Annotated in this window: 9 protein-coding genes; 7 read left to right on the forward strand and 2 right to left on the reverse strand. The window is 71.1% G+C overall.

The features are described 5' to 3' along the window. The first annotated feature begins 173 nt into the window (after positions 1-173). Complete coding sequence (locus ACGFNN_RS25965; protein WP_393559386.1) at positions 174-986, forward strand: class I SAM-dependent methyltransferase; 813 nt, start codon at positions 174-176, stop codon at positions 984-986. Positions 987-1089: 103 nt separating this feature from the next. Next, the gene (gene hrpB / locus ACGFNN_RS25970) at positions 1090-3591 is read left to right on the forward strand and encodes an ATP-dependent helicase HrpB (RefSeq protein WP_393559387.1); all 2502 of its coding nucleotides are present in this window, start codon (positions 1090-1092) and stop codon (positions 3589-3591) included. Between the two features lie 98 nt (positions 3592-3689). On the opposite strand, the gene ACGFNN_RS25975 is transcribed toward hrpB, so the two are convergent. Together ACGFNN_RS25975 and polA are read right to left on the reverse strand one after the other, a co-directional pair. Continuing rightward, entirely contained in the window at positions 3690-5354 is a 1665-nt protein-coding gene (locus ACGFNN_RS25975; protein WP_393559389.1) for a lytic transglycosylase domain-containing protein, read from the reverse strand. Positions 5355-5663: 309 nt separating this feature from the next. After that, the gene (gene polA / locus ACGFNN_RS25980) at positions 5664-8375 is read right to left on the reverse strand and encodes a DNA polymerase I (RefSeq protein WP_393559391.1); all 2712 of its coding nucleotides are present in this window, start codon (positions 8373-8375) and stop codon (positions 5664-5666) included. A gap of 215 nt (positions 8376-8590) precedes the next feature. Here polA and ACGFNN_RS25985 point away from each other — a divergent pair, with 215 nt between their 5' ends. The 5 genes from ACGFNN_RS25985 (at position 8591) to ACGFNN_RS26005 (ending at position 16073) form a co-directional block, all read left to right on the forward strand. Next, entirely contained in the window at positions 8591-10870 is a 2280-nt protein-coding gene (locus ACGFNN_RS25985) for an FdhF/YdeP family oxidoreductase (RefSeq protein ID WP_393559392.1), read from the forward strand. Between the two features lie 73 nt (positions 10871-10943). Then, positions 10944-11414, forward strand: coding sequence for a PaaI family thioesterase (locus ACGFNN_RS25990; protein ID WP_393559393.1), 471 nt, complete (start codon positions 10944-10946; stop codon positions 11412-11414). A gap of 610 nt (positions 11415-12024) precedes the next feature. Continuing rightward, on the forward strand, positions 12025-13233 hold the full coding sequence (locus ACGFNN_RS25995; protein ID WP_393559614.1) for a branched-chain amino acid ABC transporter substrate-binding protein: 1209 nt from the start codon (positions 12025-12027) through the stop codon (positions 13231-13233). 108 nt (positions 13234-13341) lie between these two features. Beyond that, positions 13342-14271, forward strand: a complete 930-nt coding sequence (locus tag ACGFNN_RS26000; RefSeq protein WP_393559395.1) for a branched-chain amino acid ABC transporter permease — start codon at positions 13342-13344, stop codon at positions 14269-14271. Between the two features lie 5 nt (positions 14272-14276). Then, positions 14277-16073 (forward strand): branched-chain amino acid ABC transporter permease, encoded by a 1797-nt coding sequence (locus tag ACGFNN_RS26005; RefSeq protein ID WP_393559397.1) that lies wholly within the window; start codon positions 14277-14279, stop codon positions 16071-16073. The last annotated feature ends 3 nt before the right edge of the window (positions 16074-16076 follow it).

Consider the following 16076-nt stretch of genomic DNA (forward strand, 5'->3'; position numbering starts at 1 on the left):
TGCGCGAAGGCGCACACCCGGGGCGGAACGCCCCAATCCCGGCACAACTCACGTACGCCGAGGCCACATCGGCCACACCGGTGTGTCGCGCGCACACGGCCGTACGACACGCGTACGGCCCCGTGGAGGCACCCGCGCGAAGCGGGTGAAGGCAAACTACAACGACGGGCACGATGAGCCAAGAGACCTACGACCCGGAACCCGAGGCGACCCGGCGGGAAGCCGGTGAGGCGGAGAGCAGCCGCGCGAGCCGCGGCTGGTGGGACCGGAACGCCGACGAGTACCAGAGCGACCACGGCGCCTTCCTCGGCGACGACCGCTTCGTCTGGGGCCCGGAGGGCCTCGACGAGGCCGAGGCGGCCCTGCTGGGCCCCGCCGCGGACCTGAAGGGCCTGGACGTCCTGGAGATCGGCGCCGGCGCCGCCCAGTGCTCCCGCTGGCTCGCCGGCCAGGGCGCGCGCCCGGTCGCGCTGGACCTCTCCCACCGCCAGCTCCAGCACGCCCGGCGCATCGGCGGCGGGGTGCCGCTGGTGGAGGCCGACGCCGGGCGGCTCCCCTTCCGCGACGGCGCCTTCGACCTGGCCTGCTCCGCGTACGGCGCGGTGCCCTTCGTCGCCGACCCCGTCCAGGTCTTCCGCGAGGTCCACCGGGTCCTGCGGCCCGGGGGCCGCTGGGTCTTCTCGGTGACGCACCCGATCCGCTGGGCGTTCCCCGACGAACCGGGCCCCGAGGGCCTCTCGGTCTCCGCCTCGTACTTCGACCGCGTGCCGTACGTGGAACAGGACGAGCGCGGCGACGCCGTGTACGTGGAGCACCACAGGACGCTCGGCGACCGGGTGCGGGACGTCGTGGCGGGCGGCTTCCGCCTGGTCGACCTTGTCGAGCCGGAGTGGCCGGCCTGGAACACCCAGGAGTGGGGCGGCTGGTCCCCGCTGCGCGGGAACCTCATCCCGGGCACGGCGGTCTTCGTCTGCGAACGGGACTGAATCCCTCCCGGGGCGCCCGAAGGCCTGACGGCCTCCCCGGCCGCCCCGGCTGGACGCGGGTCCCGCGGCCCTGCCCGTCCCGCCGTCGTACGAGACTGGGGGCGTGATCCGTACCGACGCCCTGGACCAGTTGCCCGTACGCACCGCCGTGCCCGCCCTGGAGCGGGCGCTCGAGGAAGGCGGGACGGCGGTGCTGTGCGCGCCGCCCGGGACCGGCAAGACCACCCTCGTGCCGCTCGCCCTGGCCGGGCTGACCGGCGACGGCCCGGTCCGCCGGGTGCTGGTGGCCGAGCCCCGGCGTATCGCGGCGCGGGCCGCCGCCCGGCGCATGGCGTGGCTGCTCGGTGAGCGGACCGGGGAGCGCGTCGGCTTCACCGTGCGCGGGGAGCGGTCGGTGGGCCCGTCCACGGTCGTGGAGGTGGTGACCACCGGTGTGCTGCTCCAGCGGCTGCAGCGCGACCAGGAGCTCGCCGGGGCCGACGTGGTGATCATCGACGAGTGCCACGAGCGCCACCTCGACGCGGACACCGCCGCCGCCTTCCTCCTCGACGTACGGGCCGCGCTCCGGCCCGGTCTGCGCCTGGTCGCCGCCTCCGCGACGACGGACGCGGAGGGATGGTCACGGCTGCTGGACGACGCACCGGTGATCGAGGCGGAGGGCGTCTCGCACACCGTGGACGTGGTGTGGGCGCCGCCGCCCGGCACGGTGCGCCCCCCGCACGGGATGCGGGTCGATCCCGCGCTGCTGACGCACGTGGCCGCCACGGTGCGCCGGGCACTGGCCGAGCGGGAAGGCGACGTGCTGTGCTTCCTGCCCGGCGTCGGCGAGATCGGCAGGGTCGCCGCACAGCTCGCGGGGGCGGACGCCGAGGTGCTCCAGGTCCACGGCCGCGCCCCGGCGGCCGTACAGGACGCGGTCCTCGCGGGCTCCTCCGGCCGGCGCCGGGTGGTGCTGGCTACGTCCGTGGCGGAGTCTTCGCTGACGGTGCCCGGGGTCCGCGTCGTGGTGGACTCGGGGCTGGCGAGGGAACCCCGCACGGACCACGCGCGAGGCCTCGGCGCCCTGACGACGGTACGGGCGTCACGGGCGGCGGGCCGCCAGCGCGCGGGCCGCGCCGGGCGTGAGGCACCGGGCGCCGTCTACCGCTGCTGGGACCAGGCGGAGGACGGACGTCTGGCGGCTTTCCCCTCCCCCGAGATCAAGGTGGCCGACCTCGCCGCGTTCGCCCTGCAGGCGGCGTGCTGGGGCGATCCGGACGCCTCGGGGCTCGCCCTCCTGGACCCTCCGCCCGCAGGGGCGATGGCCGCGGCCCGGGAGGTCCTGGGCGCGGTGGGCGCCGTAGGCACCGGAGGACGGGCGACCGACCGGGGTGTACGCATGTCCCGGCTCGGCCTGCATCCCCGGCTCGCCCGCGCGCTGCTGGACGGCGCCGACGAGGTGGGCGGGCGGCGGGCCGCGGAGGTCGTGGCCCTGCTCAGCGAGGAACCGCCCCGGGAGTACGGCGACGACCTCGCGCACGCGCTGCGCACGGCGCGGCGTGGCGGCGAGGGCTACGCGGCGCGCTGGCGGCAGGAGGTGCGGCGGCTGACACAGGCCCTCGGATCCGCGGGGAGGGGAGGCGGCGGCACCGACGACGCGGCCGTCGGCCTCGTCGTCGCCCTCGCCTTCCCCGAGCGGGTGGCGCGCGCCCGTGGCGAGGGGGCGTTCCTCATGGCCTCGGGCACCGGTGCGGAGCTGGGGGACGGCTCCCGGCTGCGCAGCGCGCCCTGGCTGGCGGTCGCCGTCGCCGACCGCCCGGCCCACTCCGCGTCCGCCAGGGTGCGGCTGGCGGCCGCCGTCGACGAGGCCACCGCACGGTCGGCAGCCGGGCATCTGCTGTTCTCGGGCGACGAGGTCCGATGGTCCGGCGGTGACGTGGTGGCGCGTTCGGTGGACCGTCTCGGCGCCGTCGAGCTGTCCGTGCGCCCGCTGCGCGAACCCGCCCCGGATCTGGTGCGCGGCGCGCTGCTGGAGGGCCTGCGCCGTGAGGGCCCGGGCATGCTGCGGTGGAACCGGGACGCCGGACAGCTGCGACTGCGGCTCGCCTTCCTGCACCGGGTGCTGGGCGACCCGTGGCCCGACGTGTCGGACACGGCGCTGCTGGACCGTGCCGGGGACTGGCTGGAGCCCGAGCTGTCGCGCGCCCGCCGCCGCTCCGATCTGGCGCGGATCGACGCCGGAGGGGCCCTGCGGCGTCTGCTGCCCTGGTCGACGGGCGACGCGGCCCGCCTGGACGAGCTCGCCCCGGAGCGCATCGAGGTACCGAGCGGGTCCAGGATCCGGCTGGAGTACGGCGGTGACCAGCCGGTGCTCGCGGTGAAGCTCCAGGAACTCTTCGGTATGGGCGAGACGCCGCGGGTGGCCGGGGTGCCCGTCCTGGTCCACCTGCTGTCCCCGGCCGGCCGGCCGGCGGCGGTCACCGCGGACCTGGCGTCGTTCTGGCGGGAGGGCTACAAGGGCGTACGGGCGGAGCTGCGCGGCCGCTACCCCAAGCACCCGTGGCCCGAGGATCCGACGACGACGCAGGCCACCCGCTTCACCTCGGCCAGGCTGCGCAGAGGCTGAGACGCAGGGCGCCTGTGCCGGTCGGGGCGCGGAGGGCCGGTGCCGTGCGGGACGCGGGGCCCTGACCGGCCCCGCGTCCCGACGCGCGTACGTACGGCTCAGGCCTCGGGGGCGGTCTCCGGGGCGGCCTCGACCTTGAGCTCGACGGTGAGCGTGGCACCGCTCGCGGTGGTGAGCCGCAGCTTGTAGGTGCCCGCCGTGTCGCCGGCCTTGATCTCCGGGAGCTGCAGGAGCCCGTCGTCGCCGGTCGTCAGCGCCAGCGTGCGGACGGCCTTGCCGTCGGCGTCCGTGAAGTACGGCCCCTTGTCGTTCTCGGCGGGGGTCTCCGCGTCGGTGATCATCGTCGCGGTGACGGCGGTACCCGCCACTCCCGTGCCCTTGTACGTCGTCGTGACGGTGACCCGGTCGGCGAACGCCTCGCCGGCTACGGCCGTCAGGGCCTTGCCGTCCGTACGGGTGAGGGTGTCCGCGACCCGTGCGGTGACGCTGGCGGTGTAGGTGAGGGTGCGCGGCTTGGTGGTGCCGGCGACGGCCGTCACCTTGAAGGAGCCGGTCTTCTCGCCGGCGGTCAGGGCGGGCGCGGACGCGGTGCCGTCGGCGGCCGTGGCCACGGTCGCCGTGGTCCGCCCGCCGGCGAAGCGGGCATCGGTGTCACCGACGACGGTGAAGGTGACCTGCACCTTCGCGAGCAGGGCGCCCTGGGTGTTCCGCGCACGTACGGCGATGCGCCGGTCGAACTCCTCACCGGCGGTGGCCTGGAGTGTGCCGGTGCCGGCGTTCTCGAGGCTGCCGAACACATCGGGCCTGGGGGTCGGAGGCGGAGTGGTCGGCGGGACCGACGGGTCCGGCGTGGGCGTCGGGGACGGTGTGCCGGACGGCTTGGGAGACGGGCTCGGGCTCGGCGAGTTCGTGCTCGGCGAGGGCGTGGGCGACGAGGAGGAGCCGCCGCCGGAGCCGGCCGGGAGGACCCCGGTGCCGTCCGGGACCTCGTGGGTGCCGCGCTTGTAGTACTCGAACCAGGAGCGCACCGTGCGCAGGTACTCCGTCGAGTGGTTGTAGCTCAGCACCGCCCGGTCGAGGTCGGTGGCCAGCGACAGGTCGCGGGTCCCGGCGCAGAGGTAGCGCCCGGCGGCCAGCGCCGCGTCGTAGATGTTGTTGGGGTCCTTGCGGCCGTCGCCGTTGCCGTCCTGGCCCCAGGTCGCCCAGGTCGACGGGATGAACTGCATCGGGCCGACCGCCCGGTCGTGGGTCGCGTCGCTGTCGTACGCCCCGCCGTCGGTGTCCTTGATGAGGGCGAAACCCTGGCCGTTGAGGGCGGGACCGAGGATCGGGGAGAGAGTCGTGCCGTTCGCGTCGACCTTGCCGCCGCGCGCCTGGCCGGACTCGACCTTGCCGATCGCTGCGAGGAGCTGCCACGGCAGCCGGCACGCGGCGTCGGTGCCCGCGAGTTCCTGCTCGGCCTTCTTGTACGCGGCCAGGACGGACGCAGGTATCCCCGCCTCGGCACTGCCGGTCACGGGCAGATTCACCGACGCGCCGGGTTTGTTCGGTGTGGCGAGCGGCGGAAGGTCGGTGTAGTAGGGCGAGTTGCCGGTGGCCGCTTCGTCGGACGGGGTCGCCCCGGCCGCCGCCCGGTCACCCGCCCCGCCGTCGGCCTGTGGCGCCGCGGGGGCCTGGGATGCCGAGAGAGCCGCTACGGCTGCCGCCGCCACGGCGGCTGTGGTCGCTCCCCTGCGCAGTCTGTGGCCGAATTGCGCTGCCATACGAACTGGTCCCTCCCCGTCGACGGCGCCCGCGCTCCCCAGCGCGAGGACTCAGGAGACCCTACGGCAACTCCCCCCGCGCGAACACCGGCCCCTGACCGCTTCTCACGGATTCCTCAGCTTCCGGGGCCTTGCGGCCGTGCCCGGACGAACGGCTCCACGGACTCTCGGACACCTGCCGCCACGGCCGTCCACACGGCAGGGCGGGAGGTCTCCGACACGGCCGCAGTCGGGGCAACGGGCCACCGACAAGTCGGCCCGGTCACCGGATTCCGGTGACCGGGCCGACCCACAGCGCGCGCCGACACCTCAGTGCGCGGCGGTCTCCCAGTCCCTGCCCACACCGACCGAGACGTCCAGCGGCGCACGGAGCTCGACCGCCGTCGACATCTCCCGGCGCAGGATCTCCTCCACCTGCTCCCGCTCGCCCCCGGCGATCTCCAGCACGATTTCGTCGTGGACCTGGAGCAGCATCCGCGACGACAGCTCCGCCTCCGTCAGCGCCCGGTCCACCTTCAGCATCGCGACCTTCACGATGTCGGCGGCCGTGCCCTGGATCGGCGCGTTCAGCGCCATCCGCTCGGCGGCCTCGCGCCGCTGACGGTTGTCGCTGTTCAGATCCGGGAGGTAACGGCGACGGCCGAGGATCGTCTCGGTGTACCCGGTGGACCTGGCCTCCTCGACGACCCGGTGCAGGTAGTCGCGCACCCCGCCGAACCGCAGGAAGTACGTGTCCATCAGCGCCCGGGCCTCACCGGCCTCGATGTTCAGCTGCTGCGACAGGCCGAACGCGGAGAGCCCGTAGGCCAGTCCGTAGGACATCGCCTTGATCTTGCGGCGCATCTCCGCGTCCACGGCCGTCTTCTCGACACCGAACACCTGCGAGGCGACCGTGGTGTGCAGGTCCTCCCCCGAGGTGAACGCCTCGATGAGACCGGCGTCCTCGGACAGGTGGGCCATAACCCGCAGTTCGATCTGGCTGTAGTCCGCCGTCATCAGAGTCTCGAAGCCCTCGCCGACGACGAAGCCCCGGCGGATCGCCCGCCCCTCGTCCGTGCGGACCGGGATGTTCTGCAGATTCGGATCGGTCGACGACAACCGGCCCGTCGCCGCGACCGTCTGGTTGAACGTGGTGCGGATGCGGCCGTCCGCACCGATCGTCTTGATCAGGCCCTCGACCGTCACCCGCAGCTTCGCCTGCTCCCGGTGACGCAGCATGATCACCGGCAGCTCGTGCTCGGTCTGCGCCGCCAGCCACGCCAGCGCGTCGGCGTCGGTGGTGTACCCCGTCTTCGTCTTCTTCGTCTTCGGGAGCGCCAGCTCACCGAAGAGCACCTCCTGCAGCTGCTTGGGCGACCCGAGGTTGAACTCACGGCCCACCGAGGCGTGCGCCTCCTTCACCGCCTGCTGAACCGCACCGGCGAACTGCTGCTCCATCGCCTCGAGATGCGACCTGTCGGCGGCGATGCCGTGCCGCTCCAGGCGGGCCAGCATGATCGAGGTCGGCAGCTCCATGTCGTACAGAAGCTCCGTCGCCCCGACCTCCTTCAGCCGCGCCGTGAACGCCTCGCCCAGGTCCAGCACCGCACGGGCCTGCGCCATCAGCGCCTCGGCCTCCGCCCGGTCGTCCGCGCCGAAGGCCAGCTGACCGTCCGACGAGGGAGCCGGGGCCAGCTCACGGCCGAGGTACTCCACGGTCAGCGCGTCCAGCGCGAACGACCTGCGCCCGGGCTTGACGAGATACGCGGCGAGCGCCGTGTCCATCGAGATGCCCTCGAGCCGCCAGCCCTGCTCGGGGAAGACCCGCAGCGCGTTCTTGGCGTTGTGCAGGACCTTGGGCCGTGCCGGGTCCGCGAACCAGTCGGCCAGGGCCCGCTCGTCCGCCTCGTCGAGCTCCGCCGGATCCAGCCAGGCCGCCGCACCGCCGGCCGCGGCGAGCGCGACCTCGGTGACCGCACCGCTGCCCAGCGACCACGTGTCGACCGTCATCACACCGAGCGGCTGACCCCCATGGGCCTCCAGCCACGGCGCGACCTCGCCCGACCCCAGCACGGCGCCGTCCAGCTCGATCCCCGCCGCAGGCTCCGGCGGCCCCGCCTCCTCGGCCCCCGGGTCCACGGCCAGCAGCCGCTCACGGAGACTGGGATTGCGGATCTCCAGCACGTCCAGCACACCGGTCACCGCGGAACGGTCGTACGCCGCCCGCTCCAGCTCACCCGGACCCTTCGGAAGCTCGACGTCCCGGACCATCTCGGTCAGCACACGGTTCATCTTCACCGCGTCCAGATGGTCACGGAAGTTCTGCCCCGCCTTGCCCTTCACCTCTTCGGCACGCTCGACCAGCTCCGCGAACGAACCGAACTGGTTGATCCACTTCGCCGCCGTCTTCTCCCCCACCCCCGGGATACCCGGAAGGTTGTCCGACGGGTCACCCCGCAGCGCCGCGAAGTCCGGGTACTGCGCCGGCGTCAGCCCGTACTTCTCCTGGACCTTCTCCGGAGTGAAACGGGTCAGCTCCGAGACGCCCTTCGTCGGGTACAGCACCGTCACGTTGTCCGTGATCAGCTGGAAGGAATCCCGGTCACCCGTGACGATCAGCACCTCGAAGCCCGCAGCCTCGGCCTGTGTGGCCAGCGTCGCGATGACGTCGTCCGCCTCGAAACCGTCCACCGCGAACCGGTCCGCGCGCATCGCGTCCAGCAGCTCACCGATCAGCTCGACCTGCCCCTTGAACTCGTCAGGGGTCTTCGAACGGTTCGCCTTGTACTCCGGGAACTCCTTCGCGCGCCACGTCTTGCGCGACACGTCGAACGCCACCGCGAAATGCGTCGGCGCCTCATCACGCAACGTGTTCGCAAGCATCGACATGAAGCCGTACACGGCATTCGTCGGCTGCCCCGTCGCCGTCGTGAAGTTCTCCGCGGGCAGGGCGAAGAACGCCCGGTACGCCAGGGAATGCCCGTCCATCAGGAGCAGGCGCGGTCGGTTGTCTGCCGTCTTCTTCGATGCCGTCTCAGCCACGCCCCCGATCCTGCCACGTACCACCGACAATCCGGACCGGCCTCCGCTCGACCCCCGCTGGAGCCCCGCCCCCACAAGCCCGGAACCGGCCCCACCACGCCCCCCTCACCCCCCATGACAGGATCGACGGACAGAGGACGCGTACGAAGACGCCGCAGGACACCACGGGGTGCCCCCGTCCCACGCGCGCCCGCAAGCGCTCGAAGGGGAACACCATGGCCACCAAGCCCCCGACCGGCGACCCGGTCCAGGACGCCCCGCGGATCGACGCGGTCCAGCACTCCGCCGCCGGCCTGCCCGCGGTCGCCCACACCCTGCGCACCGCCCAGCAGCAGATGGGCGTCCGCCGCACCGCGCAGACCCTCCTCAAGGTCAACCAGAAGGACGGCTTCGACTGCCCCGGCTGCGCCTGGCCCGAAGGCGACAAGCGCCACACCGCCGAGTTCTGCGAGAACGGCGCCAAGGCCGTCGCCGAGGAAGCCACCCTGCGCCGCGTCACCCCCGACTTCTTCGCCGCGCACCCCCTCGCCGACCTCGCCGGCCGCAGCGGCTACTGGCTCGGCCAGCAAGGGCGCATCACCCAGCCCGTGTACCTCCCCGAAGGCGCCGACCGGTACGAGGCCGTCACCTGGGAACGCGCCTTCGAGATCATCGCCGAGGAACTCACCGCCCTCACCTCGCCCGACGAAGCCCTCTTCTACACGTCGGGCCGCACCAGCAACGAAGCGGCCTTCCTCCTCCAGCTCCTCGCCCGCGAATACGGCACCAACAACCTGCCCGACTGCTCGAACATGTGCCACGAGTCGTCCGGCTCCGCCCTCACCGAGACCATCGGTGTGGGCAAGGGCAGCGTCAGCCTCGAAGACCTCCACCAGGCCGACCTGATCATCGTCGCCGGCCAGAACCCCGGCACCAACCACCCCCGGATGCTCTCCGCCCTCGAGAAGGCCAAAGCCGGCGGCGCGAAGATCATCTCCGTGAACCCGCTCCCCGAAGCAGGCCTCGAACGGTTCAAGAACCCCCAGACCGCCCGCGGCATGCTCAAGGGCGCCACCCTCACCGACCTCTTCCTCCAGATCCGTATCGGCGGCGACCAGGCACTCTTCCGCCTCCTCAACAAGCTCGTCATCGAAACCGACGGAGCCGTCGACACCGCCTTCGTCGACGAACACACCCACGGCTACGACGACCTCGCCGAAGCGGCCCGCACCACCGACTGGGACGACACCCTCGCCGCCACCGGACTCGACCGCGACGCCATCGAGCAGGCACTCGCGATGATCCTCGCCTCCGAGCGCACCATCGTCTGCTGGGCCATGGGCCTCACCCAGCACAAGCACTCCGTCCCCACCATCCGCGAAGTCGTCAACCTCCTCCTCCTGCGCGGCAGCATCGGCAGGCCCGGCGCCGGCGTATGCCCCGTACGCGGCCACTCCAACGTCCAGGGCGACCGCACCATGGGCATCTTCGAACGCCCCGCCCCCGCCTTCCTCGACGCCCTCGACCGCGAATTCGGCATCACCTCACCCCGCCACCACGGCTACGACGTCGTACGGTCCATCCAGGCACTCCGCGACGGCGACGCCAAGGTCTTCTTCGCCATGGGCGGCAACTTCGTCGCCGCCACCCCCGACACCACCGTCACCGAAGCCGCCATGCGCCGCGCCCGGCTCACCGTCCACGTCTCCACCAAGCTCAACCGCTCCCACGCCGTCACCGGCACCCGCGCCCTGATCCTCCCCACCCTCGGACGCACCGACAAGGACGTCCAGGCCACCGGGAAGCAGTTCGTCACGGTCGAGGACTCCATGGGCATGGTCCACTCCTCACGCGGCAACCTCACCCCCGCGAGCCCCCACCTGCTCTCCGAGCCTGCCATCGTCGCCCGCATGGCCCGCGCCGTCCTCGGACCCTCCTCCACCACCCCCTGGGAGGACTTCGAGAAGGACTACGCCACCATCCGCGACCGCATCTCCCGCGTCGTCCCCGGCTTCGAGGACTTCAACAACCGCGTCGCCCGCCCAGGAGGCTTCACCCTCCCCCACGCCCCCCGCGACGAACGCCGCTTCCCCACCACCACGGGCAAGGCCAACTTCACCGCCGCACCCGTCGAGTACCCCCGGCTCCCCGAAGGCCGCCTGCTCCTGCAGACCCTGCGCTCCCACGACCAGTACAACACCACCATCTACGGCCTCGACGACCGCTACCGCGGCATCAAGGGCGGCCGCCGCATCGTCATGATCAACCCCGACGACGCCCGCACACTCGGCCTCGCCGACGGCACCTACACCGACATCGTCAGCGAATGGAAGGACGGCACCGAACGCCGCGCCCCCGGCTTCCGCGTCGTCCACTACCCCACCGCCCGAGGCTGCGCCGCCGCCTACTACCCGGAGACCAACGTCCTGGTCCCCCTCGACGCCACCGCGGACACCAGCAACACCCCTGCCAGCAAGTCGCTCGTCGTCCGGTTCGAGACGCCCACGGCAGGCTAAGCAACCGCTCAGCGGTCTGATAGGAACAGTGCACACAGCAACGAACACCCGCACACGATCGGAGCCGGACCCCATGGGCGAGCACACCGCACCCACGTTCCCGCAGGAGATCATCGACGAGTACGCGGCACTCGGCGTCGACCTCCCCGCACTCTTCTCCGCCGGACACCTCGGCGAGCGCATGGGCGTAAGGATCACCGAGGCCTCCGCCGACCGCGTCGTCGGCACCATGCCCGTCGAAGGCAACACCCAGCCCTACGGACTCCTGCACGGCGGCGCATCCGCCGTCCTCGCCGAGACCCTCGGCTCCGTCGGCTCCATGCTCCACGGCGGCGCCACCAAGATCGCCGTGGGCGTCGACCTGAACTGCACCCACCACCGCGGTGTCCGCAACGGCCTCGTCACCGGCACCGCCACCCCCGTCCATCGCGGACGCTCCACCGCCACCTACGAGATCGTCATCACCGACGAGCACGACAAGCGGGTCTGCACCGCCCGCCTCACCTGCCTGCTCCGCGACGCCCCCAGCCCCACCGCGAACTGACCGCACCACCCCAACACCCCACTGCCCGGCCGGAAGACGCACCGCATTCCGGACCGGGCAGACCCATATCCGGCCCCTGGCAGCCGAGTTGACGGACACGGACGGTCAACACCCCTGAACGGCCAACTCCGTTCCACGCACCACCTCAACAGCCGACCGCACATACCCGGCGCCCGAAATCTTCGCGCCGATGTAACACTGCGTAACACGTGTGCAATACACGCAAATCGTCGTGCGCCACCACACCCACGACCCCACCACGCCCCGCACGCCCGAAGCGCCCCGATTCGCGCGACAGCACCAAGATCACCCCAAGCCCCTTAGTAGAGCTGGGCGTTCTCACCATGCGGTCATTGCGACCCATACGCAAAAGCCGTACATCTCCACACTGCGGCCAACAAGCCTTCCCCACGGCATAACAAGACAGTCACATCATCACCGGACCCATCCCGCACCCCCTCACCGCGCCATAGAGTCACGGCCAGTCACCGCGCCGCCGGGCGCGTCTGCTGCACGGCCCTGTATTCGACCAGTACGGCCCGGCGATCGTCACGGCACCTCAGCAGAGGAGGCCGCGCCAGGGAAAGGACTTTTCGTGCGACACCGTTCTTTGCTCATCCTCACCACAGTGCTCACCACAGGCGCACTGACCCTCACCGCCTGCGGATCGCGCGACGACGACTCCAAGGGCTCCGGCAGCGGCGACACCCAGACCGTCGTCATCGGTGTCGACGCACCCCTGACCGGCGACCTCTCCGCGCTCGGCCTCGGCATCAAGAACAGCGCCGACCTCGCCGTCAAGACCGCCAACAAGGACAAGACCGTCCCCGGCATCAAGTTCGAGCTCCAGGCACTCGACGACCAGGCCCAGCCCTCCGTCGGCCAGCAGAACGCCCAGAAGTTCATCGGCAACAAGGACCTCCTCGGAGTCGTCGGCCCGCTCAACTCGGGCGTCGCCCAGTCGATGCAGAAGCCCTTCACCGACGCCAAGCTCACCGAGGTCTCCCCCGCCAACACCGGCACCGAACTGACCCAGGGCAACAACTGGAAGACCGGCGACAAGAAGCGCCCCTACGCCGCCTACTTCCGCACCGCCACCACCGACGCCATCCAGGGCGCGTTCGCCGCGAACTACCTGTTCAAGAACGCGAACATCAAGGACGTCTACCTCATCGACGACCAGAAGCCCTACGGCGCCGGCCTCGCCGCCTCCTTCAAGACCACCTTCACCGAGCTCGGCGGCAAGATCGTCGGAACCGACCACATCAACCCCGACGACCGTGACTTCAACTCCGTCGTCACCAAGGTCAAGAGCTCCGGCGCCAAGGCCGTCTACTACGGCGGCGAATACCCCGCCGGCGCGCCCCTGAGCCAGCAGCTCAAGGACAGCGTCAAGATCCCCCTCATGGGCGGCGACGGCATGTACAGCGCCGACTTCATCAAGCTCAACAAGAAGGCCGAAGGCGACATCGCGACCTCCGTCGGCAAGCCCGTCGAAGAGCTCGACTCCGCCAAGAAGTTCATCGCCGACTACGAGGCCGCCGGGTACAAGGACGCCTACGAGGCGTACGGCGGCGGCACCTACGACGCCACCTGGGCCATCATCGAGGCCGTCAAGGCAGTCGTCGCCGACAACGACGGCAAGCTCCCCGAGGACGCCCGCACCAAGGTCCTCGACGCCATGGCCAACGTCAAGTTCGACGGCGTCACCGGCCCCGTCTCCTTCGACGAGTACGGCGACACCACCAACACCATGATGACCGCCTACCAGGTCACCGGCGGCAAGTGGACCTCCAAGCTCAGCGAGGCCGTCAAGTAGGTCCCGCAGGACCAACAGCCCAGCAGCGCAACGCAAACAGACCGCGCGGGAGCGCTACGAGCGCTCCCGCGCGGTGCCATATCCGAACCACTCCACGGAGGCCCTGCGGTGAACGAACTGCCGCAACAGCTGGCCAATGGACTCATCCTCGGCGCGATGTACGGTCTCATCGCGATCGGCTACACGATGGTCTACGGAATCATCCAGCTCATCAACTTCGCACACGGCGAGATCTTCATGATCGGGGGCTTCGGAGCCCTCACGGTCTACCTCGGGCTTCCGTCCGGACTCTCCCTCCTCGCCGCCATCCCCCTCATGATCGCCGGCGGCGTCATATGCTCCGTCGCCGTCAGCGTCGCAGCCGAACGCTTCGCCTACCGGCCCCTGCGCACCGCGCCACGCCTCGCCCCCCTCATCACCGCGATCGGCCTCTCCCTCGCACTCCAGCAGGCAGTGTGGATGTGGTACCCGGACGCCACGAAGGACCGCTCCTTCCCCCAGTTCAAGGGTGAAGCGATCGACATCTTCGGCGCCCACATCCAGCGCGGCGACCTCTTCGTCCTGATCGCCGCACCCATCTGCATGCTCGCCCTCGGCCTCTTCGTCTCCAAGACCCGCGCCGGCCGCGGCATGCAGGCCACCTCGCAGGACCCCGACACCGCCAAGCTCATGGGCATCAACACCGACCGCATCATCGTCATGGCCTTCGCCATCGGTGCCGCGTTCGCCGCCGTCGCCGCCGTCGCCTACGGGCTCAAGAACGGCCAGATCGGCTTCCGCATGGGCTTCATCATGGGCCTCAAGGCGTTCACCGCCGCCGTACTCGGCGGCATCGGCAACATCTACGGCGCCATGCTCGGCGGAGTCGTCCTCGGCGTCGCCGAAGCCCTCGCCACCGGCTACATGAGCGACGTCCCCGGCATGGAACTCTTCGGAGGCGGCGCCTGGAAGGACGTCTGGGCCTTCGCCCTCCTCATCCTCGTCCTCCTCATACGCCCGCAAGGCCTCCTGGGCGAACGCGTCGCGGACAGGGCGTGATACCGATGACCACGACCAACGCCGCCCTCATCCCGCTGCCCACCACGGCAGCCCGCGCCACCACCACCACCGGTGCCGCACTCGCCCTCATCGGCACCTTCCTCGCCTGGACCTACACCGACACCTTCCCCGGCGACCTCACCGTCACCGGCTACCCCGGCGGCCTCCAGGTCCTCACCCTCATCAGCGCGGCACTCACCCTGCTCCTCGCCCTCTCGGGCTACGGCATCAAGGGCCTGCGCTGGCTCACCCCCGGCGGCACCAACAGCCCCGTACGGCTCGCCGCCCTCGGCACCTTCGTCACCACCGCCTACACCGTCATCGCCGTCGTCGTCACCAAGGACGACAACGGCAACCTCCTCGGACTGATCGAACTCGAGCCCGGAGCCTGGGTCAGCCTCATCGGCTCCCTCGTCGCCGTCGCCGCGGCCCTCGGACTCCCCAACGACCAACCCCAGGACGACACCACCAACCCCAACGCACTCCAGCGATTCCGCGACAGCCTCCGCGCACCGGCACCCGCCCGCGCCAAGGCACTCCCCTCCTGGGCCGAAATCCTGATCATCGCCGGAGCCTTCGGCGTCGCGCTCGAAGTCTTCACCTACGGCATCGACACCGAGTACGCCGAACTCTTCATCGGCTACGTCCTCGCCGTCGCCTTCGGCTTCACCGCACTCACCCGGGCCGGAGTCATCGCCCGCGTCACCGCGCTGACCTCGAAGCACCGCAACGTCACCCTGTGCGCCGCACTCGTCGCAGCCTTCTGCTTCCCCTTCACGCAGCAGAACGAGGAATACGCCCTCATCGGCGCCAACATCCTCATCTTCGCGACCGTCGCACTCGGCCTGAACGTCGTCGTCGGCCTCGCCGGCCTCCTCGACCTGGGCTACGTCGCCTTCCTCGGCGTCGGCGCCTACGCCGCGGCACTCGTCTCCGGCAGCCCGCTCTCACCCGTCGGCGTCCAGTTCCCCTTCTGGGCCGCCGTCCTCACCGGAGCCGCCGCCTCACTCGTCTTCGGCGTCGTCATCGGAGCACCCACACTCCGGCTCCGCGGCGACTACCTCGCCATCGTCACCCTCGGATTCGGAGAGATCTTCCGACTCACCGTCAACGCCCTCAACGGCGTCAGCGGCCCCGACCTCACCAACGGCTCCCAGGGCATCCCCAGCATCCCCGACCTCAAGCTCCTCGGCTTCGACTTCGGAACCAGCCACGACATCGGCGGCTTCACCCTCGGCAGGTCAGCCAACTACTACCTGCTGATGCTCCTCTTCACCGCCGTCGTCGTCCTCGTCTTCCGACGCTCCGGAGAGTCCCGCATCGGCCGCGCCTGGGTCGCCATCCGCGAGGACGAGACGGCAGCCACCGCCATGGGCATCAACGCCTTCCGGCTCAAGCTGCTCGCCTTCGCCCTCGGCGCCACCCTCGCCGGCCTCGCCGGAACCGTGCAGGCGCACGTCTCCTACACGGTCACCCCGGAGCAGTACCAGTTCGCCGGCTCCGTGCCTCCGAACTCGGCGTTCCTCCTCGCCGCCGTCATCCTCGGCGGCATGGGAACCCTCAGCGGACCCCTCGTCGGCGCCGCACTGCTCTACCTCATCCCGGCCAAGCTCCAGTTCATGCAGGACTACCAGCTCTTCCTCTTCGGAATCGCCCTCATCCTGCTCATGCGCTTCCGACCCGAAGGCCTCGTCGCCGACCGCAGGAAGCAGCTCGAATTCCACGAGACCGGCCAGCTCGACGTACCACCGGACACACCACTCACCGACACGGCCGCCGGCACGACCAAGGCGGGGGCGTGACCA

It is taken from the genome of Streptomyces sp. NPDC048590, assembly GCF_043199535.1.
Taxonomy (GTDB): Bacteria; Actinomycetota; Actinomycetes; order Streptomycetales; family Streptomycetaceae; genus Streptomyces.

What these genes read in the sequence shown, in the direction of transcription:
- ACGFNN_RS25965 (WP_393559386.1), top strand. Translation starts at nt 174, where the DNA reads ATGAGCCAAGAGACCTACGACCCGGAACCCGAGGCGACCCGGCGGGAA.
- ACGFNN_RS25990 (WP_393559393.1), top strand. Translation starts at nt 10,944, where the DNA reads ATGGGCGAGCACACCGCACCCACGTTCCCGCAGGAGATCATCGACGAG.
- ACGFNN_RS25985 (WP_393559392.1), top strand. Translation starts at nt 8,591, where the DNA reads ATGGCCACCAAGCCCCCGACCGGCGACCCGGTCCAGGACGCCCCGCGG.
- ACGFNN_RS26005 (WP_393559397.1), top strand. Translation starts at nt 14,277, where the DNA reads ATGACCACGACCAACGCCGCCCTCATCCCGCTGCCCACCACGGCAGCC.
- ACGFNN_RS25975 (WP_393559389.1), bottom strand. Translation starts at nt 5,354, where the DNA reads ATGGCAGCGCAATTCGGCCACAGACTGCGCAGGGGAGCGACCACAGCC.